The organism is Streptomyces sp. NPDC048496 (assembly GCF_043200055.1).
Lineage (GTDB): Bacteria > Actinomycetota > Actinomycetes > Streptomycetales > Streptomycetaceae > Streptomyces.
The window spans coordinates 21,590-45,085 of sequence record NZ_JBICXB010000001.1 but is presented as its reverse complement, the minus strand read 5'-3'; the positions used below and the strand labels follow the sequence as shown (position 1 = coordinate 45,085).

Here is a 23,496-nt window from a genome sequence, read left to right as displayed (position 1 = left end):
CTGTGGACAACTCCGGGCTCTCCCCACCGGCCCTGCTCCCGGCCACCATCACTTGCCTTCGTCGTCCTCCCTCGCGGGGTCCCCCCTACGGGGCCGTACGACTGAAGGCTGACGCGGATCCAACCGCCTGGTCTGATGACCGGTGTGGCGCGCGCCACTACCGTCGAAGATGTGACTGTGATCGCGACCGAAAGCCTGAGCAAGCGGTTCCCCCGGGTGACCGCGCTTGACCGGCTCTCCCTGGACATCGGGCCCGGTGTAACCGGCCTGGTGGGCGCCAATGGAGCCGGCAAGTCCACACTGATCAAGATCCTGCTGGGTCTGTCCCCCGCCACCGAAGGCCGGGCCGCGGTGCTCGGGCTGGACGTCGCCACCAGTGGTGCGGCCATCCGGGAACGGGTCGGCTACATGCCCGAGCACGACTGCCTGCCGCCGGACGTCTCGGCCACCGAATTCGTCGTCCACATGGCGCGGATGTCCGGACTGCCGCCGACGGCAGCGCGCGAGCGCACCGCCGACACGCTGCGACACGTCGGTCTGTACGAGGAGCGCTACCGCCCCATCGGCGGCTACTCGACCGGCATGAAGCAGCGCGTGAAGCTGGCCCAGGCGCTGGTCCACGACCCGCAGCTGGTCCTCCTCGACGAGCCGACCAATGGCCTGGACCCGGTCGGCCGCGACGAGATGCTCGGCCTGATCCGCCGCGTCCACACCGACTTCGGCATCTCGGTCCTGGTGACCTCCCACCTTCTGGGAGAACTGGAGCGCACCTGCGACCATGTCGTCGTCATCGACGGCGGCGCGCTGCTGCGCTCCAGCTCCACCAGCGACTTCACCCAGACCACCACGACCCTCGCGGTCGAGGTCACCGACAGCGACGCCCACCCCGACGGCACGGACGCACTGCGCCGGGCGCTCACGGCAGCCGGTGTCAGTCTTCTGGGCCGCGACGGAATCGAGGCGGACGGTCTGCCGGGCGCCGGTCACATCCTGCTGATCGAGGCCACCGGCGAGGAGACGTACGACGTCGTCCGCGACAGCGTCGCCGGGCTCGGACTCGGTCTCGTACGGATGGAACAGCGGCGCCACCACATCGCCGAGGTCTTCCGTACCGAAGGCGCCGCAGAGACCGCGGAGACGGTCCTGGCCGGCGCCGCACAGCAGAAGGGGAGCGGTCGCGATGAGCACTGAGACCGGGGCCGTGACCGGGAGTGACAACACCCGGATCCACAACATCGGGTACCGCTCCTACGACGGCCCGCGCCTGGGCCGCGGCTATGCCCGCCGTTCCCTCTACTCGCAGTCGCTGCGGGGCTCCTTCGGACTGGGCCGTTCCGCCAAGTCCAAGGTGCTGCCGATGCTGCTCTTCGGCGTGATGTGCCTGGTTGCGCTGATCACCGTGGCCGTCGCGATGGCCGCGCCCGACGCGACCAAGCTCATGATGAAGTACACGGACTTCGCGATCTATCTGCAGGCCGTCATCGGTCTCTTCATCGCCTCGCAGGCACCGCAGTCCGTCTCCCGGGACCTTCGCTTCAAGAGTGTCCCGCTGTACTTCTCGCGCCCCATCGAACGGGTCGACTACGTCGTCGCCAAGTACGCCGCCATGGCATCCGCCCTGTTCATCCTCACCGCGACACCGCTGCTGGTGATGTACGTGGGCGCCCTGCTGGCGAAGTTCGACTTCGCCGACCAGACCAAGTGGTTCGGACAGGGGCTGCTGTCGGTGGCGCTGCTCTCCTTGCTCTTCGCCGGACTCGGCCTGGTCATGGCCGCACTGACTCCGCGCCGCGGTTTCGGCGTCGCCGCGGTGATCGCCGTCCTGACCATCTCGTTGGGAGCGGTCTCCACGGTTCAGGCCATCGCCTGGCAGAGGGGCTCGGCGGGCGCCGTGCAGTGGCTGGGGCTCTTCTCGCCCATCACGCTGATCGGCGGCGTCCAGAGCGCGTTCCTCGGTGCCACCTCCGCCTTCCCCGGAGGCGAATCACCGGGCGCCGGGACAGGTGTGGTGTATCTGATCGTTGTTCTCGCGCTCGTCGCCGGCTCGTACGCCGTACTGATGCGCCGCTACCGGAGGGTCGGGCTGTGACCACCATCGAGATCGACCACACCTCGCGCTGGTTCGGCAATGTGGTCGCCGTCAACGACGTGAGCATGACCGTGGGCCCCGGCGTGACCGGACTGCTCGGCCCCAACGGTGCGGGAAAGTCCACGTTGATCAACATGATGGCCGGGTTCCTCGCGCCGTCGACCGGCAAGGTCACCCTCGACGGCGCGCTGATCTGGCGCAACGAGGAGGTGTACCGGCAGATCGGCATCGTTCCGGAGCGGGAGGCGATGTACGACTTCCTCACCGGCCGCGAATTCGTCGTCGCCAACGCGGAACTGCAGGGACTCGACGACGCTGCCGCGCAGAAGGCGCTGGCCACGGTCGAGATGGAGTACGCGCAGGACCGTAAGATCGCCACGTACAGCAAGGGCATGCGGCAGCGCGTGAAGATGGCGTCCGCGCTGGTCCACGAGCCGTCCGTGCTGCTGCTCGACGAACCGTTCAACGGGATGGACCCCCGCCAGCGGATGCAGCTGATGGAGCTGCTGCGGCGGATGGGCGCCGAGGGCCGTACGGTCCTTTTCTCCTCCCACATCCTCGAAGAGGTCGAGCAACTCGCCTCGCACATCGAGGTGATCGTGGCCGGACGGCATGCGGCGTCCGGTGACTTCCGGAAGATCCGCCGGCTGATGACGGACCGTCCGCACCGCTATCTCGTACGGTCGAGCAACGACCGCGCCCTCGCCGCCGCGCTCGTCGCGGACCCGTCGACGGCCGGGATCGAAGTCGACCTGAGCGAGCAGGCGCTGCGTATCCAGGCGGTCGACTTCGGACGGTTCACCACGCTGCTGCCGAAGGTCGCGCGGGAACACGGCATCCGTCTGCTGACTGTCTCGCCGTCCGACGAGTCCCTCGAATCGGTCTTTTCCTATCTCGTAGCGGCCTGAGTAGCGGCCTGAAAGGAGCTGTGAAGCGTCATGTACAACCCCACAGTCGCCCGGCTCACCTACCGGGCCCTGCTCGGCCGGCGCAGGGCCGCGATCCTCTTCGTCCTGCCCGCGCTGCTGATCGTCATCGCCGTCGCGGTACGGGCGTTCGCCGGGGCCGATGACCAGGTCGCCACCGATGTGCTGGGCGGTTTCGCCATCGCCACGATGGTGCCGCTGATCGGTGTGATCGCCGGTACGGGGGCCATCGGCCCCGAGATCGACGACGGTTCGATCGTCTATCTGCTGGCCAAGCCGGTGAAACGGCCGACGATCATCTTCACCAAGCTGATCGTGGCGATCGCCGTGACCATGGTCTTCTCCGCCCTGCCGACATTCGTCGCGGGCCTGATCCTCAACGGCAACGGCCAGCAGATCGCGGTGGCGTACACGATCGCGGCGCTGGTCGCCTCCATCGCGTACAGCGCGCTGTTCCTGCTGCTCGGCACGATCAGCAGGCATGCGGTGGTCTTCGGCCTGGTCTACGCGCTGGTGTGGGAGGCGCTCTTCGGCAGCTTCGTGCCCGGGGCGCGCACGCTCAGCGTGCAGCAGTGGTCGCTCGCGCTTGCCGAAAAGGTCGGCGGGGAAGGTGCGATCACCTCAGAGGTCGGACTGCCGCTCGCGACGGTTCTGCTGGCGGCTGTCACGGTGCTCGCCACTTGGTACGCGGGTCAGAAACTGCGCACGCTGAAGCTCGCCGGCGAGGAGTGAGCCGAAGGGCTCTGCTGCCCCTTGTGTCCGTCAACCCCTGCCCTTCGGGCGGGGGTTGACGCATGAACGGACGGTCGTACGCGTAACTGTACGGTTATCGGTTCGTTGTTCAGGGTGCGTGGAGGCAATTGGGATCCGTGGCGTCGTAGCGTTCGTGAAATTGGGGATTGCCGACTCCGGCTAGGCAGCGCCGGCCGGGTCGGTCATTGGGTGAGTGGCACCGTGAGCGACCTCCGTCCCTGAAGCCCGGGGAGAGGGCCCCATCGTCCTTTTCGCGAACGGAAGGCATGCTCATGCCCACGGAAGTCGCCCTGCTCGAATCGCGCGCGCTGCGCGTCGAGCAAATGGGGCGCGTCGATGTCCTCGACAAGGTGAAAAAGCCTTGTCATGCTCCCTGACGGAATTCACGTCCGCACAGAGGACGTGGCTCGTTACTTCGAAGTATCCACAGAAGTCATCAAGAAGGTGATCCAGCGCCATCGAGGTGAGATGGAAGAGAACGGCCTGACGCTGCTGCGAGGCGCTGAGCTGCGGAGATTCCATGGGGACATGATGTCCCTATGGAGTGGTGAAGAGGGTGAAAGTTATCCACAGGCGGCCACCCCGGAGGATTGGCCGAGTGGTAAGGCAGCGGCTTGCTAAGCCGTGGTCGGGCTGTTGACCCCGCGCGCGTTCGATCCGCGCATCCTCCGCACAGACAACCCCGCGCCGGGGCCGCACACGATCACGGGCCGGGCGCATGCCTGCACCCGGCCCGTGATTCTCCGCCTTCGCGGGGTCTGCGGAGCCGTCTAGAGCAGCTGCTCCAGCACCACAGCGATGCCGTCGTCCTCGTTCGAGGCGGTGATCTCGTGCGCGACGGCCTTCAGGTCGTCATGCGCGTTGGCCATCGCGACCCCGTGCTGCGCCCAGGCGAACATCGGGATGTCGTTCGGCATGTCACCAAAGGCGAGTGTGTCCGCCGCCTTCACACCCAGCCGGCGCGCCGCCAGCGAGAGCCCGGTCGCCTTGCTCAGCCCCAGCGGCAGGATCTCCACCACGCCCGGGCCTGCCATGACCACGTCCACCAGGTTGCCGACGGCCCCACGCGCTGCGTCCGCCAGTGCGTCGTCGTCGATTTCCGGGTGCTGGATGTAGACCTTGTTCAGGGGCGCGGACCACATCTCGGTCGCGTCCTTCACGAAGACGGCCGGCAGGGGCCCTTCCTGTCCGCGGAAGCCGGGACCGACCAGCACCTCGCCGTCGAGCCCGTCGCGGCTCACCGCCAGCGCCAGCGGCCCGACCTCCGCCTCGATCTTGGAGAGCGCGAGGCCGGCGAGCTGGCGATCCAGCGTCAGCGACGTCAGCAGCTTGTGCTCGCCCGCGTGGTAGACCTGCGCGCCCTGGCCGCAGACCGCGATGCCCTGGTAGCCCAGGTCGTCCAGGATGTGCCGGGTCCACGGGACAGCCCGCCCGGTGACGATGATGTGCGCGGCACCGGCCGCGGTGACGGCGGCCAGTGCCTCGCGGGTGCGCTCGGAGACCGTGTCGTCGTTACGCAGCAGCGTCCCGTCGAGGTCGGTGGCGACGAGCTTGTACGGGAAGGTCACTTGGCGACCGGTTCCAGGACCTCGCGCCCGCCCAGGTACGGACGGAGCACCTCGGGCACCCGGACCGAACCGTCTGCCAGCTGGTGGTTCTCCAGGATCGCCACGATCGTGCGCGGTACGGCGCAGAGCGTGCCGTTCAGCGTGGCGAGCGGCTGGAGGACCTTCTTGCCGTCGCGGGTGTCGCGCATCCGGACGGAGAGGCGGCGCGCCTGGAAACCGTCGCAGTTCGATGCGGACGTCAGCTCGCGATACTTGCCCTGGGTCGGGATCCACGCCTCGCAGTCGAACTTCCGGGAGGCCGAGGCCCCCAGGTCGCCGGTGGCGACGTCGATCACCTGGAACGGCAGCTCGAGGCCGGTGAGCCACTGCTTCTCCCAGTCCAGGAGACGCCGGTGCTCCGCCTCGGCGTCCGCCGGGTCGACGTACGAGAACATCTCCACCTTGTCGAACTGGTGGACGCGGAAGATGCCCCGGGTGTCCTTGCCGTACGTACCGGCCTCGCGGCGGAAGCACGGCGAGAAGCCCGCGTAGCGGAGCGGCAGCTTGTCCGCGTCGATGATCTCGTCCATGTGGTAAGCGGCGAGCGGGACCTCGGAGGTGCCGACCAGGTAGTAGTCGTCCTTCTCCAGGTGGTACACGTTCTCCGCGGCCTGGCCGAGGAAACCGGTGCCCTCCATGGCGCGCGGGCGGACCAGCGCGGGGGTCAGCATCGGGATGAACCCGGCCTCGGTGGCCTGCGCGATCGCGGCGTTGACGAGGGCGAGCTCCAGCAGCGCGCCGACACCCGTCAGGTAGTAGAAGCGCGAGCCGGACACCTTGGCGCCGCGTTCCATGTCGATCGCGCCGAGCGCCTCGCCGAGCTCCAGGTGGTCCTTGGGTTCGAAGCCTTCGGCGCCGAAGTCGCGGATGGTGCCGTGCGTCTCCAGGACGACGAAGTCCTCCTCGCCGCCGACCGGCACGTCCTCGTGGACGATGTTGCCGAGCTGAAGCAGCAGGCTCTTGGCCTCCGCGTCGGCTTCGTCCTGCGCCGCGTCGGCCGCCTTGACATCGGCCTTCAGCTGCTCGGCCCTCTTGAGCAGTTCGAGGCGCTCCTCGGGAGAAGCCTTGGGGATGAGCTTTCCGAGCGATTTCTGCTCGGAACGGAGTTCGTCGAAGCGGACACCGGACGACCTGCGCCGCTCGTCGGCGGAGAGAAGGGCGTCGACGAGCGCGACGTCCTCTCCACGGGCGCGCTGGGAGGCGCGAACACGGTCGGGGTCCTCACGGAGCAGGCGAAGGTCAATCACCCCTCCAGGCTACCGGTGTGCGCTTCCGTAGCTCGAACCGATATTGCCAAGCGTGTCACTTTGCCCGAATTGCCCGAATTGGTAAAAGGGGGGAGGTTTATTGCCCGCGATCGGTCCCGGCTGTCAATAAGGAGCCCCTATTCCCCCAAGTGGGGCAGAAAGGGCTTTCGCCCTTGACGTATCAGTCATGCGCGCAGGGGGAGTTGAGGATGCTTGTCCACAGGGGTGGGAAGTCCTCCAGGGTTATCCACAGGCTGTGGGGGAGATCTGTGGACACGGGAAGAGATCATTCCGAAAGCCGCATGACGGCTCATGGATTCTCCGTTCAAACTCACTTCACACACTCATCCGGGTGGGAATTCCTCGCCCTAAGGAGTTGATCAATGGAATTGAGATGACACGGGCAGCCTGTAGCCGTGTGGGTGGATGTGGGGCGAGTGGGGCGATTTGTCGACCATGTCATGCTTGGGTGTCAACTTGTCCCCAGGTTGAGAACCAGCCCTGTGGATAACTCTTGTGGATTGTGAAAATCGGCAAGTAATACCCGGCGATGTGCGCACGTGCCGTTGCAGGGAACCCAACCCCGCCATCGGCCCAGGGCTTCGGCGCCGGCCGTCACCCCAGGCCATCAGGCCCGATCCTCCGGTTCCCGATCAGGCGCGGCCGTCCTGGACCCGGGCCAGCCAGTCCGAGGCGTCCGTGAACTCCCTGTCCGACGTCCCGTCGCGCAGCGGCCGCACGTCCTTCGGCACCACCCCCGCACGCGGATACGAACCGAGGAACCGCACCTTCGGGCAGATCCGCTTCAGCCCCATCAGCGCCTCCCCGACGCGACGGTCCGCGATGTGTCCCTCGGCGTCGACCGCAAAGCAGTAGTTCCCGATGCCCGCCCCGGTCGGCCGCGACTGGATCAGCATCAGGTTCACCCCGCGCACCATGAATTCCTGGAGGAGTTCGAGCAGTGCGCCGGGGTGGTCGTCGCCCAGCCAGATGACCACCGACGTCTTGTCCGCGCCGGTCGGCGCTGCGGGCCGGGCAGGGCGCCCCACCAGCACGAAGCGCGTCTGCGCGTTCTCCGCGTCGTGGATCTCCGTCACCAGCGGTTCGAGGCCGTAGGTGGCCGCCGCGAACTCACCGGCGAAGGCGGCGTCGTACCGCCCTTCCTGCACCAGCCGCGCACCGTCCGCGTTGGACGCGGCCGACTCCCATACGGCCTCCGGCAGATGGGCCGCCATCCAGTTGCGTACCTGTGGCTGTGCCGCCGGGTGCGCGGTGACGGTCTTGATGTCGTGCAGCTTGGTGCCGGGCCGCACGAGCAGCGCGAAGGTGATGGAGAGCAGCACCTCGCGGTAGATCATCAGTGGTTCGCCGGTGGTCAGCTCGTCGATGGTCGCGGTGATGCCGCCCTCGACGGAGTTCTCGATCGGTACGAGGGCGGCCGCGGCAGCCCCGCTCCGTACCGCGTCCAGAGCCGCCGGTACGGAGACCATCGGGACGAGTTCCCGAGTGGCGGCTTCCGGGAGCGTACGGAGGGCGACCTCGGTGAAGGTGCCTTCGGGACCGAGATAGGCGTAGCGCGTGGCGGACATACCGTCACCCTAGTGCGCCTTGCCCGCTCAGGACTCCAGGAGCCGCTGCCCCACGTATTCCCCTTGCGCCGCACCGCCCGGCACTGCGAAGAGGCCGCTCGCCTCGTGCCGGACGAACGGCGACAGTGCATCGCCCCGGTCGAGTTTGCGCTGCACCGGTACGAATCCCTTCAGTGGATCCGCCTGCCAGCAGATGAACAGCAGCCCGGCGTCGGGAGTGCCGTCGGCCGCGATGCCGTCGTGGTAAGAGAAGGGGCGCCGCAGCATCGCAGCCCCGCTGTTCCGCTCGGGGGAAGAGATCCGGGCGTGGGCGTTGTCCGGGATCAGTAGCCTGCCGTCGGGGCCCGCCTTGTCGAGGTCCATCGGGGTGGTCTCGGTGCCACCGCTCAGCGGCGCGCCGTCCGACTTGCGCCGCCCTATGACCCGCTCCTGCTGCGTCACCGGGAGTTTCTCCCAGTCGTCGAGCAGCATCCGGATCCGCCGTACGACCGCGTAGGAGCCACCGGCCAGCCAGGCGTACTTCGCCTCGTCGCCCGCCTTCGGCTGAGACGGTACGAAGATGCGCCGGTCGAAGTCGCTCTCCGAGGGTTTCGGGTTCCCGGTGCCGTCGATCTGCCCCATCAGATTGCGGGCGGTTGCCGGCGCGGTTGTGGCACCGGGGGTGCGGTTGAAACCGTTCATCTGCCAGCGGACCCGGGCCGTCGTGGCGGCCTCCTTCTGGATGGCGCGCAGGGCGTGGAAAGCGACGAGCGCGTCGTCGGCGCCGATCTGCACCCAGAGGTCGCCGTGGGAGCGCTTGGCGTCGAGCCGGTCGGCGGAGAACGGCGGCAGGGGATCCAGCCCGGGCGGCCGGTGGTCCGCCAGGCCCGTGTGTTCGAAGAAGGTGTGCCCGAAGCCGAAGGTGATGGTCAGCGAGGAGGGTCCGGCGTCCAGCGCTATCCCGGTGTCGTGTTCCGTGCCGTCCGCGCTGCCCCCACGGGTGGGTTCGCCGGCCATCAGGCGCTGGGCCACGGCCGACCAGCGGCGCATCAGGGCGGCGGCTTCCTTCCGCCCGGTGCCGGGTGTCAGGTCGAAGGCGATGAGATGCCCACGTGCTTGAAGCGGAGTGGTGATCCCCGGTTGATGTTTCCCGTGAAACATTTCCTCGGTCGAGCCGACCGTCGTCAGCGCTGTCGGCTCGTCGGGGCGGGCTGCGGCGTAACCGATCGCACCGCTTGCCGCGCCCAGCACCACTCCGGTCGCCCCGGCCGCACCCACGGTACCGAGCAACCGCCGCCGGGAGATCTCGCCGGTGGAGCTCTCCCCGTTGTTTCCGCTCTTCTTGCTGTCTGTGCTCACGATCCCGCTCAGCCGATCTTCACGTTCTTGCCAATGGTGGTCTGATCGATGTCCGACGTACGGACCGTCACGGCGACCGTCCAGTCGCCCGCCATCGGGATCTGGATGCCGCTCGCCGTCCAGTGCCCCTCGGTGAACCGGTCGGGGAGGACGGGCAGCGGCCCGATGTCCTTGGACTTCAGGGTGAAGGCGAGCTTCACCTCGGGGACGTCCATGGGCTGTCCGTCGGGTCCGTCGATCCAGAGGTGAAGCCCGTTGGTGCCGGTACGGCCGGGGTCGATGTCCATCCGGACCGTGCCCTTGCCGTTCTGGCCTCCGGTGTCGAACGGCAGGCTCAGCGTGACGGGTCCTTCGGCCGCGGGCGCGGATGTGCCGGTCGAGGCCCGGGCCGCTTCCTCCTCGGTACGTCCCGGCTCGGTCGAGGTCAGCACGGTCGTCACTGCCAACAGCGCCACCGCGACGCCCACTTCCGCCAGCACGGAGCGGCGGAGTCCGGACCGCTCGGGGTCGGCATCGCGGATCCGCTTCTTCGTGGCGGTTGCCACAGCGGCTTTCTGCCGGGCGAGCTGGGCGGCCCGTGACGGGTCCTCGGACTTGTCCGCAGGTTCGCTCTCCACCTTGGCGGAGGCATTCGCGTCCATCTGGGGGGCCACCGCGGTCCCGACCTCGGTGGGGGCCGCCGTCAGCCGAGCCGTCCATCGCCGCGAGATCCACGCGATCCCGACCAGTACGGCGACGAGTCCCACCTTCACGAGCAGCAACTGCCCGTACCCCGTGCCCGTGAGCGCCGACCAGGAGCCCACCTGGCGCCAGGACTGGTAGAGCCCGGTCGCGGTGAGTACGAGCACGCTGCCGAACGCGATACGGGAGAAGCGCCGTACCGCCGTGGCTCCGATGTCCGGCGTCCGGTACAGCGCGACCAGGAGCGCTGCGAGTCCGCCCAGCCAGGCGGCGACGGCGAGCAGATGCAGCACGTCGACCGGCATGGCGATACCGGGCTGGATCCCGGTCGAGGCGTGCTCGGCGAGCGCCCACGTTCCGGCGATCCCGGCGGCGATGACCGCGCCGCCGATGGCCAGTCCGAACGTGAGGTCCTTCTTCTCCCGCTCGTCCTCGCGCTTCGCGTACGCCCCGAACAGGACGGCGATGAAGAGTGCGGCGGCCCCGAGCAGCAGCAGCCGTGAGACCAACGCGGCCCCGGGCTTGGTGTCGAGCACGGCCTTCAGGCCGTCCAGGTCGAAGGCGTCCGCGAGCTTCCCGGAGCCGGTGTACGGGCTCCGCAGGAACAGCATGGCCAGGGTGGCCGCGGTGAGGGTCAGCCAGCCGCGCACGACCAGACGCTGCAGCGGGCGCGCGCCCGCCCCGCGCTGCCAGCAGGCCAGGACGAAGGCCACGCCACCGGCCAGCACGATGAACCCGGCGTACGCGGCGTACCGCGCGATGTCGTAGAGCGTGCCGACCAGGCCACCGCCGGCCTTGTCCGACGGGAGGGCGACGGTGGTCTCGGAGGGGGCCCCGATGGAGAAGGTGAAGGCACCGGAGACCGGGTGGCTGTCCGCGGAGACCGCCTGCCAGGCCACGGTGTACGTACCGTCGGGCAGCCCGGAGTGGAGCGTGACGCCGTACTTCACGGTGGAGCCGCTCTGCAGATCACGCGGAGCCGCACCGGTGTCGGCGCGCTTGCCACCGGGGTCCAGGACCCGGATGGAACCGTCGCCCATGGCGACCTGCTCGGAGAAGGTGAGCGTGACCTCCTTGGGTGCGGTGGCGACCACCGCCCCGTCCTGCGGATCGCTCCCGGTGAGCGCGGCATGTGCGGACGCGGGTGCCGCACTGCCCAGCAGCAGGCCCGCCACCATGGTGACGAGCGCGGCGAGGAGTGCGGCCGCGGCGAGTGGCCGGCGCATCGGGGGCACGGACGGGGACGGCCCGAAGTGCGGGGCGGTGGCTGTCATGGTGTGTCAGTCCCTCACTGCTTCTTCGGGTTGTGGGTGGTCTCCTTCACAGGAAGGTCGACCGTTATCGGGTCGGCCTTCTCGAAGTGCAGTTCCACGGTCACCGTCTCGCCCTGCTTGGGCCGCTCCTTGAGCGCGGTGAACATGATGTGGCTCCCGCCGCGCTCCAGATCCAGCTCGCCGTCGGCGGGCACCTCGAAGGACGTCACCATGCGCATCGTCTGGTTCTTCGTCTCGTGGATCGTGACGTGGTCCGAGATTGGGCTGGTGACCGACGTGAGCCGGTCGGAGCTGCCGCCGGTGTTCCGCACGACGAGGAAGCCCGCCGCCATGTCGCTGACGGGCTGCGGCATGAACGCGCCGGTCACCTTCAGCTCGGGCTTGCTGTCCGAGGCCGAGCATCCCGCAAGCGCCAGCCCGGTGGTGAGGGCGAGGGCGCCGGCGAGGGTGGTGCGGCGGTTCACGGAGTCTCCCCCTTGATGATCTTGGGGAGGTCCTTGGTGTAGTCGTCGGGCGAGGTGTCCTCGCTGTACAGCACGTACCCCTTGTCGGTCTTCGGGGAGAACGCGATGACCTGCGACCCGTGCATCGAGACGACCGTGCCGTCCTTCTCCTTCTTCGGCGGGTCGATGCCGATGCCGATCTGGCGTGCGCCCGCCTGGATAGTCGGGAAGTCGCCGGTGAGGCCGATGAAGGAGGCGTCCTGGGCCTTGAGCCAGCTGCCCAGCGAGGACGGGGTGTCCCGCTCGGGGTCGGTGGTGACGAAGACGACCCGCAGCTTGTCCTGGTCGGCCTTGGGCAGGGACTTTTTGGCGATGGCGATGTTGCTCATGATCAGCGGGCAGACATCGGGACAGTTGGTGTAGCCGAAGTAGATGAGCGTCGGCCTGCCCTTGGTCTGCTCACGCAGGTCGTACTTCTTGCCATGGGTGTCGGTCAGGACGAGATTCGGCTTGGTGAACGGCTGGTCGAGCACCGTCGCGGCCTTGGTCTTCGCCTCGGCGGAGACGTCGGCGATGGGCTTTTTGGCGCTGTCGTCGCTGCTGCCGCAGGCCGACAACGTGAGTGCTGCCGCGGCGACGAACGCCGCGACCAGCACAGTCTTCTTACGCATGGATCGCTGATTCCTGATGGGTCGGTGAAAACGGTGGGGCTCGGGGCCCTCTTCCGGATCAGGCCGGGCTCCTGGGCCCGGGACCGCGTGTCGGCGGCCCGATCCGGAAGAGCGGCCTGATTCGAAAGAGAGGGCCGGGGGTCTCAGACGCTGCGGCGGCGGCCTGCGAGGAAGCCGAAGGCCACCCCCGCGATGCCGATGGCGATGCCGACCACTCCGAGGACACGAGCGGTGGTGTCACTGGAGGACGAGGCGGAAGCAGCCTCCGTGTGCTTGTCCTTCGCCTCGTCGGCGTTCGCCGCACCGCTCTTGTCGTCGGCGGTGCTGCCGTGCTCGTCGGTGGTCGCGGCGGTCAGCTTGAGGACCGGCGCCGGGCTCTCGGGCTCCTCGGCGCCGTCCTTCTGCTCCTCGATCCAGCGGACGACTTCCTTGTTGTCGTACGTCTGGATGGCCTTGAAGACCAGTTGGTCGGCGTCCTCGGGGAGCTGGCCGACGGAGAGCGGGAACTGCTGGAACTCGCCCGGGCGGATACCGAGGTCGTTCTTGCTGCCCTCGGCGGTCCAGGTGACCTTGGAAACGGCCTCGTTGATCTTCTGGCCGTGCATGTCCAGCGGTTTCGCCAGCTTGCTCTTGGTGACGTCGATCTTCCAGCCGGGCACCGGCTGCGGCATCACGGAGGCCAGCGGGTGGTCGGTCGGGAAGTTGACCTCGAGCTTGGTCGTCGAGGCGTCGTCGCGCTCGTTGGGGACCTTGAAGTTGATCGTGGCGTAGCCGCCCTTGGCTGCCTCTCCCTGTGGTTGCACGCTGACGTGCGCGGAGGCCGTACCGGCGAGGATCAGCACGGTGGAGGCGGCGACGCCGCCGGCCAGGGCGATGCGGGAAATGTTCATGGCAGGAATCACTCCACAGAAGCACGAAGGAAGGGTGGTCCGCCGCACAGGTGCGCGACGGCATCGCGACACCTCTTCCTCACGTGCGGCGTGCGTGCACCGTGCCGGGCGGGCGCCACCGGGCATGGGCCGGGTGATCACCGCGAACGGTTCGTGCGTGCTACGAGCGGAGGGCGTCGCGTCAGGCTGCGAGGGTGAATACGGACGGCGGCCCGCGCCTGATCACCTGGTGCTGCAGTGGGTCGCCGGTGACCGGAGCCGGTGCGTCGGCTGCGGTACGGGGGGCGCGCGGCCCGGTCGCGGCCTCAACCGGGAGACCGGCCCGCAGTGCTCGTACGAGAACGAGTGCGGCCCGCAGCGCGCGCAACCGGGTCTCGGCCGCGAGCTGCTGGGCGCCGTGCGCGGACAGCCTGGCCAGCTTGAACAAGGCGATCTCGCCGCGCCGCAGCAGCCAGCCCGTGGCCAGCGCGGCCAGCAGATGGCCGAGCAGCATGGGCAGGCTGGGCAGCAGACCCGTGAGCAGCCCGGCGAGGGTGGTCGGGTCGGTTCCGGCGGCGGCCATGGACTGATGGTCCATGCCTGTCACCGTCGCCGGATCGATGCCCGCGTCGCTGACGATGCGGTGGGCTTCGGCGGCGTTCAGCTGTGCCGGTCCGGCGCCGCACATCACGCTTGCGGCGAACCGGACCAGGGAGCCGTCGTCCGCCGCTGCCTGCGTCGGCGTACCGGACGCGCTGTGCGTGCCCAGCCCGAACAGGGTGTGCAGGGCGAGCTGCCCACCGGCCAGGGCGGCGGCGATGGACGGCAGGGAACGCTCGCGTCCGGCGAGCGCCACCACCACCGTGAAGACTCCGAGGAAGCCTGCGAGCAGCGTCCACCAGGGGACGTCGGCGCAGGAGGCCAGTGCATGCCCTGCCGCGGACAGCGCGACACAGACCGCGGTGAACACCGCGGCCCTCAGAAGCCGCAGACCGGCTCCGGCGCGTGCGACAGGCGTAGACATGGCCGGGCCATCATCGCACTGCGCCCCGGGAATCGGTATGGCAGGCCCGGAAGGTCGCCTTCCGCCCGATTGGGTGCGCGGCGTTCTTGCTGTCGGGCCTGGCATACACGGGTGCTCCAAGTGCGGGTATCCGCCGAATGAGCGGTTTCACATCAGGTCTGTGCTTACGAACCGCCCGGTGCGGCAATACGTATCGGTATGTCGAGCCGCAGCCAGGAGGCTGGAGCATGAGCATGTGGTGGTCACTCCATCTGCGGCGCGAAGCTGCGAGCGTTCCGCTCGCCCGTCGTTTTTTGCTCGGCACCATGGAGACCGCCGGCGTGGATCCGGACATCTCCTTCGATCTTTCGGTCGCGCTCAGTGAAGCCTGTGCGAATGCCGTCGAGCACGGCGGGGACCGGAGAGACGTCGACGCCCCCGGGGCCCCATGGGACACATGGGACGCCTGGGACGAGCAGTCCGGTTCGGCCTCCGGGCAGTACCGGGTCACCGCGTATCTGGACGGCGAGAAATGCCGGATCGAAGTCGCCGACTCGGGGCCCGGTTTCCCCGCGCGGTGCGCGCTTCGCACTGCTGATCAGCCGCAGTCGGATCAACATCAGCAGCAGTTCCTGCCGCCCGTCGGCGCCGAGGACGGCCGGGGGCTCTGTCTGATCGAGCAGCTCGCCGACCACGTCCACTTCGGCAACCGCCCGGGCCGTGGCGCGGTGGTGAGCTTCGACAAGGTTCTGAAATGGCGGGAGGGCGCCCTGCTCATGGTGTCCTGAGCAGGGGGCCCTCCGGCGCACGGGTGCGGATTCCCGGTGGTCAGCCCCTGAGCTGGGCCATCCAGGCCTCGATCTCGTCGGCCTGGCGCGGCAGCTTGTCGGAGAGGTTCCGGTTGCCGTCCTCGGTGACGAGGATGTCGTCCTCGATCCGGACGCCGATGCCGCGGTACTCCTCCGGCACGGTCAGGTCGTCGGCCTGGAAGTACAGGCCAGGTTCGACGGTGAGGCACATGCCGGCCTCCAGCGTCCCGTTGACGTACGTGTCCGTGCGCGCGGTGGCGCAGTCGTGGACGTCCATGCCGAGCATGTGTCCCGTGCCGTGCAGGGTCCAGCGGCGCTGGAGACCCAGCTCCAGGACCTTCTCCACGGAGAGGTCGCCCAGCAGGCCCCAGGCGACGAGCTTCTCGGCGAGCACGCGCTGCGCGGCGTCGTGGAAGTCGCGGAAGGCCGCGCCCGGCTTGACGGCGGCGATGCCCGCCTCCTGGGCCTCGTACACGGCGTCGTAGATCTTCCGCTGCAGCGGCGTGAACGTGCCGTTGATGGGAAGGGTCCGGGTCACGTCGGCGGTGTAGAGGTCGTTGGTCTCGACGCCGGCGTCGAGGAGCAGCAGCTCGCCGGAGCGCACGGGGCCGTCGTTGCGCACCCAGTGCAGGGTGGTGGCGTGCGGGCCGGCCGCGCAGATCGAGCCGTAGCCGATGTCGTTGCCCTCGACGCGGGCGCGCAGGAAGAACGTTCCCTCGATGTAGCGCTCGCTGGTGGCCTCGGCCCTGTCGAGGACCTTCACGACGTCCTCGAAGCCGCGCGCCGTGGCGTCGCAGGCCTTCTGCAGCTCTGCCGTCTCGAAGGCGTCCTTGATCAGTCGCGCCTCGGAGAGGTAGATCTTCAGTTCCTCGTCGCGCTCCGCGGTGACCTTGTCGGTGAGCGCGGCGTCGATGCCCGCGTCGTGGCCGCGGAGGTTGCGGACCGGGCCGGTGGCCTCGGCCAGCACGGCCGGGAGCTCGCGCACATCCTTCGCCGGGATGCCCAGCAGCTGCTCTGCCTCGGTGAGGGAATGGCGGCGGCCGACCCACAGCTCGCCCTGGCCGTCGAGCCAGAACTCGCCGTTCTCCCGGTTGGAGCGCGGCAGCAGGTAGATCGTCGCCTCGTGGCCGCCGTCCTTCGGCTCCAGGACGAGCACACCGTCCTGGGTCTGGTCGCCGGTGAGGTACGCGTACTCGGTGGACGCGCGGAAGGCGTACTCGGTGTCGTTGGCGCGGGTCTTCAGCTTGCCTGCGGGAATGACCAGACGCTCGCCGGGGAAGCGGGCGGACAGTGCGGCGCGGCGGTCGGCGGTGTGACCGGCCTGCGCGATCGGCTCGAGGCCGTGCAGCTCGGTGTCGGCCCAACCCGACTTCATGCCGGCGGCGAGCTCATCGGAGACGCCCGGGTACAGGCCGTTCTTCCGCTGCTTGACCGTCTCGGTCTCTTCGGTCTCCGGGTTCTCCGGGATGAGCTCCTCAGACACGGCTTGACTCTCCTTGATACGACACTGGATCTCGTCCATCGTACGGGCGCACGGAAGGGGGCCCAGGGCCGTAGGACCTCTTACACGCGGAAGCCGGAAGACACCACTCAGCCGAAATGATCGGTTCAGTCGAAGCGTGCGGCGAGGATCACGACATCCTCTGTGCCGTCGGCCTGGTCGAACCCGTCCGGGAGGACGGTCCGCAGGACATGGTCGGCGACGAACCCGGCGTCATGGCGCAGCGTCCTCGGCACGCTCGCGGCTGCCGAGTGGAGCCGTGCGAACGCGCGGTCCATCGAGTCGCCGGTACGGCGCAACAGCCCGTCGGTGTAGAGCAGCACGGTCTCGCCGGGCGCCGGGGCGATTTCCACGCTCGGCGCTTCCCAGCAGGCAAGCATGCCCAGCGGTGCGGACAACGAGGTCTCGACGAACTCCGTGCGCCGGTCGCCGATCACCAGCGGCGGGGTGTGGCCTGCGCCGGCCAGCAGGATCCTGTGGCGGGCGGGTTCGCAGTAGGCGAAGAGCGCGGTCGCGGACCGGGCGGGTTCGGTCAGCCGCAGCAGCAGTTCCAGATCGGACAGGACGGCGACCGGATCCTCGCCCTCCATCACCGCGTACGCCCGCAGGCCCGCCCGCAGCCGTCCCATGGCGGCCAGGGCGCTCGGCCCGGAACCGCCCACCGAACCGACGGCGAGACCGAGTGCGCCTTCCGGCAGCGTCAGCGCGTCGTACCAGTCACCGCCGCCGAGCGGTGCCGTGCGATGGCAGGCGGCCAACTGTACGCCGGTGACCCGGGGCAGTCGGCTGGGCAGCAGCTCCTCCGTGATGGTGGCGACGTCGGCCCTGGCCCGTTCCAGCTCCAGCAACCGGGCCAGATGCTCACTCGCGTACCCGGCATACAGGCCGACGAGATGACGTTGGCGATCCAGCGGCTCGGCGGGCTCGTCGTACAGCCAGACGGCTGCGCCGAGTCGTCCGGTCGCGTCGGTGGCGATCGGCAGGGCGTAGCTGGCGGCGTATCCGAGCCGGGCGGCGACCTCGCGGTGGCGGGGGTCCACGCTTGCGTCGCCGAGAAGGTCAGGGCTGGTCAGCGGGGTTTCGGTGGCCGGAAGACCGTCCAGGATCCGTCCGTACGAGGTGGCGCTGCGCGGCACCGTCTCGATGTGCCCGAGCTCGGCATGGGCGAGCCCGAGACCGATGGTGGAGACCGGGCCGCGACGGTCGGAGGGTTCGAACACGATCAGTCCGCGGCGGGCGCCGACGAGAGCCGCGCCGACATCCAGAAGTTCGTGCAGTGCGTCGTCGAGGGTGCTCGTTCTGGCCAGCCGCTCGGTGAGTTCATGGAGCGTCGTGAGGTCGGACACCCAGCCGGCCAGACGGTCCTGGATGAAGGCTCCCGGTGCGGCGGCCACATCGGCCAGGGGCCCGGCAGTGTGTGCTGAAACAGGAACCATGGGATCGATTCCAGCCACTTTCGGCAGGTGAGGGGCGCTCATGGCAACCGGCTTTCCGACCAGTGCGTTTCGTCGAATAGCATCGCAAACCCCCATGTCATTCTGCGCCGCTATCAGTGCATCCACATGTACACGCACAAGTGAGCCGATGTCCAGCATTGTCCCTACGGCATTGGTGGTGTCCATGGGACCAGCAAGTTGGCCAAAAAATGCACCCTATGGCGGCCAATTGCGGTCGACTGGGTCCGGCTCGACAGGAGGTGCCCGCGGGGTGAAGTCCCGGCGGGAGCGTCATTCCGGGCCTGCGGGGTACGTAATCGGTGAGGAACCGGGGGTAGTTCCGGTCACCCCGGAACCTGGCAGAGGACCCGGGCGTCCTCAACTACGACGACCGCGCGCCACCCCCGAGTGGCGGGGTTGTGCACCAGCGGACGGCAGGCGCGACGCGCGCTGCCCCTCGCCATGCTTTTGGCTGGACCCGGCTCAGCTCGACTCGGCTCACGCTCGGTACCGACGGGTGACCCGCACCGCAGATATAGAGAGCATGTACGCACGGTGAAGTACCGCATACGTGATGTGACGCACGCGTGATGTGATGTGGCCCTCGGCGTTCAACGGAAAGGAACGAGCGCTCATGCGCGAGATCCTCGGAAGGCGACGCAGGCTCCGGCTCCGGCGCAAGGCAAGGCCCGCCCAGCTCGACGCGGCCCTGACCTGCGCCACTGCATGGCAGTGGCCCGTGCTCCCCGGAGTGGGACTGGACGCAGCCGGTGGTCGCGGTGACCGTGGCCGCGGCTGTGCCTGCCCCGATCCCGAGTGCGCCGTACCCGGCGCACACCCCTTCGACCCCGGTCTCCTCGCGGCGACCACCGACGAGCGCATGGTGCGCTGGTGGTGGAACAACCGGCCGACCGCGCCGATCATGCTGGCCACCGGTGGCCGTGCCCCGTGCGCTCTGAGCCTGCCGGCCGTGGCCGGTGCCCGGGCGCTGGCCGAGCTCGACCGCATGGACATGCGGCTGGGCCCGGTGGTGGCGACACCGACGCGGTGGTCACTGCTGGTCGCCCCGTACACCCTCGAACGGCTGGGTGAGCTGTTGCATGCCAAGGACTGGGTCCCCAGTTCGCTGCGCTTCCACGGCGAGGGCGGCTATCTCGTCCTTCCCCCGTCGGGGGTGGGTGCGGGACAGGTGCGCTGGGCGCGGGCTCCGCTGCCCGGCTCGGCGACGCCCTGGCTGCCGGACGTCGAAGCCGTCCTGGACGCACTGGTCGAAGCGAGCACCAGCGCTCCCGACGGCGGCAGCCGGCTCGCATACTGACGGGCGCGGCTGCCGGGGCCGGCGTACGAGCGGTTCGGTGGACGGCCCGGGGCGGACCGGCTCACCGCTTCGGGTGTGAGCCGGTCCGGGTTCTGCGGTGCGCGGGCGTGCTCCACCCGGGTACCCCCATGACGCCGATATCTTCGGCGCAGTGTCAGGAATTCCCGTCGGCCGACAGGCGGGTCCACCATGAATCGCCGCGTGATCGTTATGGCGAGTGTGGTGGTGTCCGCCGTCGTGCTTCCGCTCGCCGCTTCCGCCGAACCCAAGGAAAGCCCCGATTCCGTACCTGGCCCTGCAAAATCTGATGTCGACGGGCTTTCTGATGCACCTTCCGAAAAAGGTTCGGAGGGTGTTATGGGCACTGCCGCAAAGGGATCTTCGGACGGGAGTTTCGGTATGGGACTTCTGTCCGATACCGGCCGCTCCCGTGAGGCCGGTGAGGCCGGTGAGGCCAGAGTGGTCCCCGGATTCGGCGTCGCCACCGGCCCCGGCACTGTCGGTTTTGCTCCGCGGACCGTTGCCCGCTGCGGCCCCGAGCTGATTTCCCCCGAGGGAGCCGAGGCGCAGACCTGTGTCATGACCGAAGGCCGGGACATCTGGGCGCGCAGCTCCTACCGCAATGCGACGGGTGGCGAACTCCGGTCCGTACTCACCCAGATGGGGCCCGGCGGCCGGACCGTCGAAGTGCGCTGCACAGTGGACGCACAGGATGAGCCGGCGGTCTGCGAAACGCCTCGCCGCTCGTCGCACGGAGGTCCCGACGCGTACACGGCTGTGGCTGAGTACGCGGGTGAGGGGGCGGTCGAGGCGGCGGCCGAGGAGGCGCCGCTCCTGCTGAGGGCCGGTTCCAATCCGGCGTCCCCTGCGGCGGGTTGACGTCGGTCCGCAGGTGCTGTGCGCCGGGCGCCGTCCGCTCCGTGGACCGCGCCGCGCGCCGAGTCCGGGCATGAGAATGCCCGATCGCTGGCGACGGGGGATGCACCAGCGACCGGGCTTCTAGAACCGTAACAAGAGATCTGCCGTTCGCAAATTCGATCTCATGTATTCGGATGGCGATTTACCTGCGGGTACGACAGATGTGACGCGGGTCACCTGGCGGCCCGCAGGGGTCGTCACGTCCGCACGGTCAGCTGAGCGTCACCTGGCGGTTGGTGAGCCCGCCACGGGCCCGGCGCTCCTCGGCGGTGAGCGGGGCGTCCGAGGCGAGCGCTGTTCTCAGCCGCTCCGCGAGCTCGGCTGCGGGCTTCTCGCACTCCTTTGCCCCCATCGCGCTAGGCAGGTCCCAGACCGGAACCATCAGCCCGTGCGCGCGGAAGGAGCCGACCAGCCGGGTCCCTTCGCCGAGCGAGGATGTGCCGGCGGCGTGCAGCCGGGCGAGCGCGTCGAGCAGCTGCTCCTCGGGGTGCGGCATGACCCAGCGCAGGTGGTTCTTTTCCGGAGTCTCGCACCAGTACGCGGCGTCCACCCCGGAGAGCAGAACAGTCGGGATCGCCGCTTCGTTCGCGCGTTCCAGGGACGCGGACACCTCGGGCGTGGCGTTCTCCGCGTCCGGGACCCAGAACTCGAAGCCGGAGTGGACGACCGGCTCGAACGCCGCTTCCGGGTCGAGCAGGTCCTGCAGGCGCGGACCGTCGGCCGGCACGCGGCGGGCGGCGACGGGCGAGCCGGGCTCGGCGGCCAGTGCACGCTGCAGGGTGTCCGCGAGGTCTCGGCTGAGGTCACCGGAGGGGGTGTCGTTCTGCAGCGCGACAAGGACGGAACCGTCGTCGCGGCGCAGTGCCGGCCAGGCCATCGGCAGCACGGTCGCGAGCGTCACGGACGGCACACCCTCGGGCAGCCCGCCCTTGAGTGTCAGCTCGACCGTGGCGGCGGGCACCAGCTCGCGCAGGGCGACCCAGTCGCATTCGCCTGCCAGGCCCTTGAAGGGGCGGTGGACCAGCTCGGTCACGGCCTGGGCGGCGGCGCGGCCGTGACACGCCTTGTAGCGGCGGCCCGAACCGCACGGGCAGGGCTCACGAGCCCCGACCACCGGGATCTCTCCGTCCTTGAGTTGCTGCTTCCCGGCCTTGGTCTGAGGGCGCTTCTTGGCCATGGTGGACTTTCTCCCGATTGCGACAGTGCGGTCTGGGCCGCGAGCCTAGCCGCCCGTGTCGGGTACGGGGCACAGACGCCCGGGCACCTGCGTGTACTACGCCGGAAGGTCGGCCGGGACACCGGCCGGGACGCCGGTCGGCACGCATGCCGGTACGCGGTCCGCCCGCCGGTCCATAGGCGGGTCTGTCCGCCGGGCTACGCCTCTGCCTTGCGTCCGGGTGGCGCGCGCAACGGGTGTGTCGGCGTCAGCTCGCGTCGTCGAAGGTGTCGGCGAAGTCCAGCCCGTCGAGTCCCGGCACGTGTCCATTCCTGGACCCATGACCCTCGCTGACCACCACCCAGACGGTGACCTCGCCGGACGAGCTGTCGCGTACGCCCCACTCCTCGGCGAGCGCGCTGATGATGTTGAGCCCGCGTCCGCCGCGCGCCGTCACCGAAGGAGTGGCCGGAATCGGTCTGGTGGGACCGCCTCCGTCGGTCACTTCGACGGTCAGTCCGCCTGTTCTGTCGACGCGCCATGCGGCGAGGACGTCACCGTCACCCACATCTGTGTGTCGCCCCAGCGGCCTGCCGTGTCGACAGGCATTGCTGAGAAGTTCGGAAAGGATCAACACAGCATCGTCGACGACCGAATCCGACACCCCGTAGCTGCGCAATTGCTTGCGCATCCGGTGCCGCGCCTGGCCCACGCCCGCAGGGCCATGGGGTACGGCCATGCTCGACGACGTGGGCACTTCCTGTGCCACCACCAACGCCACCCCCGAGACCTCCTTTGCCCCACGCCACGGAGTGAATGCCCTCCTGGGCTGGGCCGGAAACCGGCCAATGGTCTGCCAGTGACGCACTCGTAACGGTCGAATACAGGCCGAATGCGCCGGTGTACTCCTTGTAACTGATGCTAAAGATGACCCAGTTGCGATAGGACCTGTTTTGGGCGATTCGTGATGATTGCCTCGACGCCCAGGCGGGTGCAGAGCTCGACGTCCTCCGGTTCATCGACCGTCCAGACGTGCACGCGGTGGCCCGCGCGGTGCAGTCGCTCGATGTAGTCGGGGTTACTGCGTACGATCCGCATGCCCGGACCGGCGATCCGGGCACCGGCGGGCAGCCGCCCGTCGCGCAGCCGCGGCGAGACGAACTGCATCAGATAGACGGTGGGCAGGGTGGGTGAGGCGGCCTGGATGCGATGCAGGGAGCGCGCCGAGAAGCTCATGATCCGTACCGGTGAGGGGCCGTCCGCCGGCGGCGTGTCGAACCCGTACCGCTTCAGGAGGTGCAGCAGCCGTTCTTCCACCTGTCCGGCCCAGCGCGTGGGGTGCTTTGTCTCGATCGCCAGTTGCAGGGGGCGCCCGGCGGCTCGCGTCTCGACGACCAGCTCGAGCAGCCGCTCCAGAGTGAGCACGGAGGTGAGCTCGCCCGGCGCCGGGTCCCAGTCCGGAGACTCCTCGCGGTCCTTCCAGGAGCCGAAGTCGAGTGCGGCGAGTGCGGAGAGCTCCAGGGCGGAGACGGCACCCCGCCCGTTGGACGTGCGGTTCACCCGGCGGTCGTGGACGCAGACGAGGTGGCCGTCGGCGGTGAGGCGTACATCGCACTCCAGGGCGTCGGCGCCGTCCTCGATCGCCTTCCGGTATGCGGCCAGGGTGTGCTCGGGTGCGTCGTCGGACGCTCCGCGGTGTGCGATGACCTGGATGGGGTGGTGCGGGGTGTGCTGCCGTGCGTGGGTCACCACGTCATCGTGTCACCGTGGGGCGACGGGCGCGTGCACCTCGCAACGAGGGACCGTTTTGCCGGATATAAAGATTGGTGTGCGGACGCACAGGTCCTGCTTACAGTGGCCTGACAGGT

21 protein-coding genes, 1 tRNA gene and 1 pseudogene are annotated in these 23,496 nt (G+C 68.9%); 9 read left to right on the top strand and 14 right to left on the bottom strand.

What is annotated here, in order from left to right; all coding sequences use genetic code 11:
- Nucleotides 1-216: 216 nt before the first annotated feature.
- The 6 genes and pseudogenes from ACGFSA_RS00215 (at nucleotide 217) to ACGFSA_RS00190 (ending at nucleotide 4,439) form a co-directional block, all read left to right on the top strand.
- Nucleotides 217-1,191: an ABC transporter ATP-binding protein gene (locus ACGFSA_RS00215; protein WP_393298333.1), complete on the top strand. Its 975-nt coding sequence runs from the start codon at nucleotides 217-219 to the stop codon at nucleotides 1,189-1,191.
- Entirely contained in the window at nucleotides 1,181-2,089 is a 909-nt protein-coding gene (locus ACGFSA_RS00210; RefSeq protein ID WP_393297401.1) for an ABC transporter permease, read from the top strand. Before ACGFSA_RS00215 ends, ACGFSA_RS00210 begins: the two co-directional genes overlap by 11 nt.
- Nucleotides 2,086-2,997, top strand: coding sequence for an ABC transporter ATP-binding protein (locus tag ACGFSA_RS00205; protein WP_393297398.1), 912 nt, complete (start codon nucleotides 2,086-2,088; stop codon nucleotides 2,995-2,997). Before ACGFSA_RS00210 ends, ACGFSA_RS00205 begins: the two co-directional genes overlap by 4 nt.
- A 30-nt stretch (nucleotides 2,998-3,027) precedes the next feature.
- Nucleotides 3,028-3,747 (top strand): ABC transporter permease, encoded by a 720-nt coding sequence (locus ACGFSA_RS00200; RefSeq protein WP_393297395.1) that lies wholly within the window; start codon nucleotides 3,028-3,030, stop codon nucleotides 3,745-3,747.
- Nucleotides 3,748-4,040: 293 nt separating this feature from the next.
- A pseudogene (locus ACGFSA_RS00195) lies at nucleotides 4,041-4,350 on the top strand (hypothetical protein); the annotation flags it as partial.
- 2 nt (nucleotides 4,351-4,352) lie between these two features.
- Nucleotides 4,353-4,439, top strand: a tRNA-Ser gene (locus tag ACGFSA_RS00190).
- A gap of 99 nt (nucleotides 4,440-4,538) precedes the next feature.
- On the opposite strand, the gene ACGFSA_RS00185 is transcribed toward ACGFSA_RS00190, so the two are convergent.
- From ACGFSA_RS00185 to ACGFSA_RS00145, 9 genes are all read right to left on the bottom strand, one after another.
- A complete protein-coding gene (locus tag ACGFSA_RS00185; RefSeq protein WP_393297392.1) occupies nucleotides 4,539-5,336 on the bottom strand; it encodes an HAD family hydrolase in 798 nt (265 codons plus the stop codon).
- A complete protein-coding gene (gene serS, locus ACGFSA_RS00180) occupies nucleotides 5,333-6,622 on the bottom strand; it encodes a serine--tRNA ligase (protein WP_393297389.1) in 1,290 nt (429 codons plus the stop codon). The genes ACGFSA_RS00185 and serS overlap by 4 nt, the downstream gene beginning before the upstream one ends.
- Nucleotides 6,623-7,275: 653 nt before the next feature.
- Nucleotides 7,276-8,211 carry a prephenate dehydratase gene (gene pheA / locus ACGFSA_RS00175; protein WP_393297386.1) on the bottom strand — a complete coding sequence of 312 codons (936 nt, stop codon included), beginning with the start codon at nucleotides 8,209-8,211 and terminating at the stop codon, nucleotides 7,276-7,278.
- Between the two features lie 27 nt (nucleotides 8,212-8,238).
- A complete protein-coding gene (gene efeB / locus ACGFSA_RS00170; RefSeq protein ID WP_393297383.1) occupies nucleotides 8,239-9,549 on the bottom strand; it encodes an iron uptake transporter deferrochelatase/peroxidase subunit in 1,311 nt (436 codons plus the stop codon).
- 8 nt (nucleotides 9,550-9,557) lie between these two features.
- Nucleotides 9,558-11,504 (bottom strand): copper resistance protein CopC, encoded by a 1,947-nt coding sequence (locus tag ACGFSA_RS00165; RefSeq protein ID WP_393297380.1) that lies wholly within the window; start codon nucleotides 11,502-11,504, stop codon nucleotides 9,558-9,560.
- A gap of 14 nt (nucleotides 11,505-11,518) precedes the next feature.
- Nucleotides 11,519-11,968 carry a copper chaperone PCu(A)C gene (locus ACGFSA_RS00160; RefSeq protein ID WP_393297376.1) on the bottom strand — a complete coding sequence of 150 codons (450 nt, stop codon included), beginning with the start codon at nucleotides 11,966-11,968 and terminating at the stop codon, nucleotides 11,519-11,521.
- The gene (locus ACGFSA_RS00155) at nucleotides 11,965-12,618 is read right to left on the bottom strand and encodes an SCO family protein (RefSeq protein ID WP_393297373.1); all 654 of its coding nucleotides are present in this window, start codon (nucleotides 12,616-12,618) and stop codon (nucleotides 11,965-11,967) included. The genes ACGFSA_RS00160 and ACGFSA_RS00155 overlap by 4 nt, the downstream gene beginning before the upstream one ends.
- A 143-nt stretch (nucleotides 12,619-12,761) precedes the next feature.
- The gene (locus tag ACGFSA_RS00150; RefSeq protein ID WP_393297370.1) at nucleotides 12,762-13,508 is read right to left on the bottom strand and encodes a YcnI family protein; all 747 of its coding nucleotides are present in this window, start codon (nucleotides 13,506-13,508) and stop codon (nucleotides 12,762-12,764) included.
- A gap of 181 nt (nucleotides 13,509-13,689) precedes the next feature.
- Nucleotides 13,690-14,511 carry a hypothetical protein gene (locus ACGFSA_RS00145; RefSeq protein ID WP_393297367.1) on the bottom strand — a complete coding sequence of 274 codons (822 nt, stop codon included), beginning with the start codon at nucleotides 14,509-14,511 and terminating at the stop codon, nucleotides 13,690-13,692.
- Nucleotides 14,512-14,738: 227 nt separating this feature from the next.
- Here ACGFSA_RS00145 and ACGFSA_RS00140 point away from each other — a divergent pair, with 227 nt between their 5' ends.
- Nucleotides 14,739-15,278, top strand: a complete 540-nt coding sequence (locus tag ACGFSA_RS00140; RefSeq protein ID WP_393297365.1) for an ATP-binding protein — start codon at nucleotides 14,739-14,741, stop codon at nucleotides 15,276-15,278.
- Between the two features lie 40 nt (nucleotides 15,279-15,318).
- On the opposite strand, the gene ACGFSA_RS00135 is transcribed toward ACGFSA_RS00140, so the two are convergent.
- Together ACGFSA_RS00135 and ACGFSA_RS00130 are read right to left on the bottom strand one after the other, a co-directional pair.
- Nucleotides 15,319-16,782, bottom strand: coding sequence for an aminopeptidase P family protein (locus tag ACGFSA_RS00135; protein WP_393297361.1), 1,464 nt, complete (start codon nucleotides 16,780-16,782; stop codon nucleotides 15,319-15,321).
- 125 nt (nucleotides 16,783-16,907) lie between these two features.
- A complete protein-coding gene (locus tag ACGFSA_RS00130; RefSeq protein ID WP_393298330.1) occupies nucleotides 16,908-18,395 on the bottom strand; it encodes a PP2C family protein-serine/threonine phosphatase in 1,488 nt (495 codons plus the stop codon).
- A gap of 475 nt (nucleotides 18,396-18,870) precedes the next feature.
- On the opposite strand from ACGFSA_RS00130, the gene ACGFSA_RS00125 reads away from it, so the two are divergent.
- Together ACGFSA_RS00125 and ACGFSA_RS00120 are read left to right on the top strand one after the other, a co-directional pair.
- Nucleotides 18,871-19,554: a bifunctional DNA primase/polymerase gene (locus tag ACGFSA_RS00125; protein ID WP_393297358.1), complete on the top strand. Its 684-nt coding sequence runs from the start codon at nucleotides 18,871-18,873 to the stop codon at nucleotides 19,552-19,554.
- A 399-nt stretch (nucleotides 19,555-19,953) separates the two neighbouring features.
- Nucleotides 19,954-20,433 carry a hypothetical protein gene (locus tag ACGFSA_RS00120; protein WP_393297355.1) on the top strand — a complete coding sequence of 160 codons (480 nt, stop codon included), beginning with the start codon at nucleotides 19,954-19,956 and terminating at the stop codon, nucleotides 20,431-20,433.
- Between the two features lie 250 nt (nucleotides 20,434-20,683).
- Here ACGFSA_RS00120 and ACGFSA_RS00115 read toward each other — a convergent pair whose 3' ends face one another.
- The 3 genes from ACGFSA_RS00115 to ACGFSA_RS00105 all read right to left on the bottom strand — a co-directional run bounded on the left by ACGFSA_RS00115 (nucleotide 20,684) and on the right by ACGFSA_RS00105 (nucleotide 23,377).
- Nucleotides 20,684-21,649 carry a DUF5926 family protein gene (locus ACGFSA_RS00115; RefSeq protein WP_393297352.1) on the bottom strand — a complete coding sequence of 322 codons (966 nt, stop codon included), beginning with the start codon at nucleotides 21,647-21,649 and terminating at the stop codon, nucleotides 20,684-20,686.
- A gap of 247 nt (nucleotides 21,650-21,896) precedes the next feature.
- Nucleotides 21,897-22,496 carry an ATP-binding protein gene (locus ACGFSA_RS00110; protein WP_393297349.1) on the bottom strand — a complete coding sequence of 200 codons (600 nt, stop codon included), beginning with the start codon at nucleotides 22,494-22,496 and terminating at the stop codon, nucleotides 21,897-21,899.
- 53 nt (nucleotides 22,497-22,549) lie between these two features.
- Entirely contained in the window at nucleotides 22,550-23,377 is an 828-nt protein-coding gene (locus ACGFSA_RS00105) for a glycerophosphodiester phosphodiesterase (protein ID WP_393297345.1), read from the bottom strand.
- Between the last annotated feature and the right edge of the window lie 119 nt (nucleotides 23,378-23,496).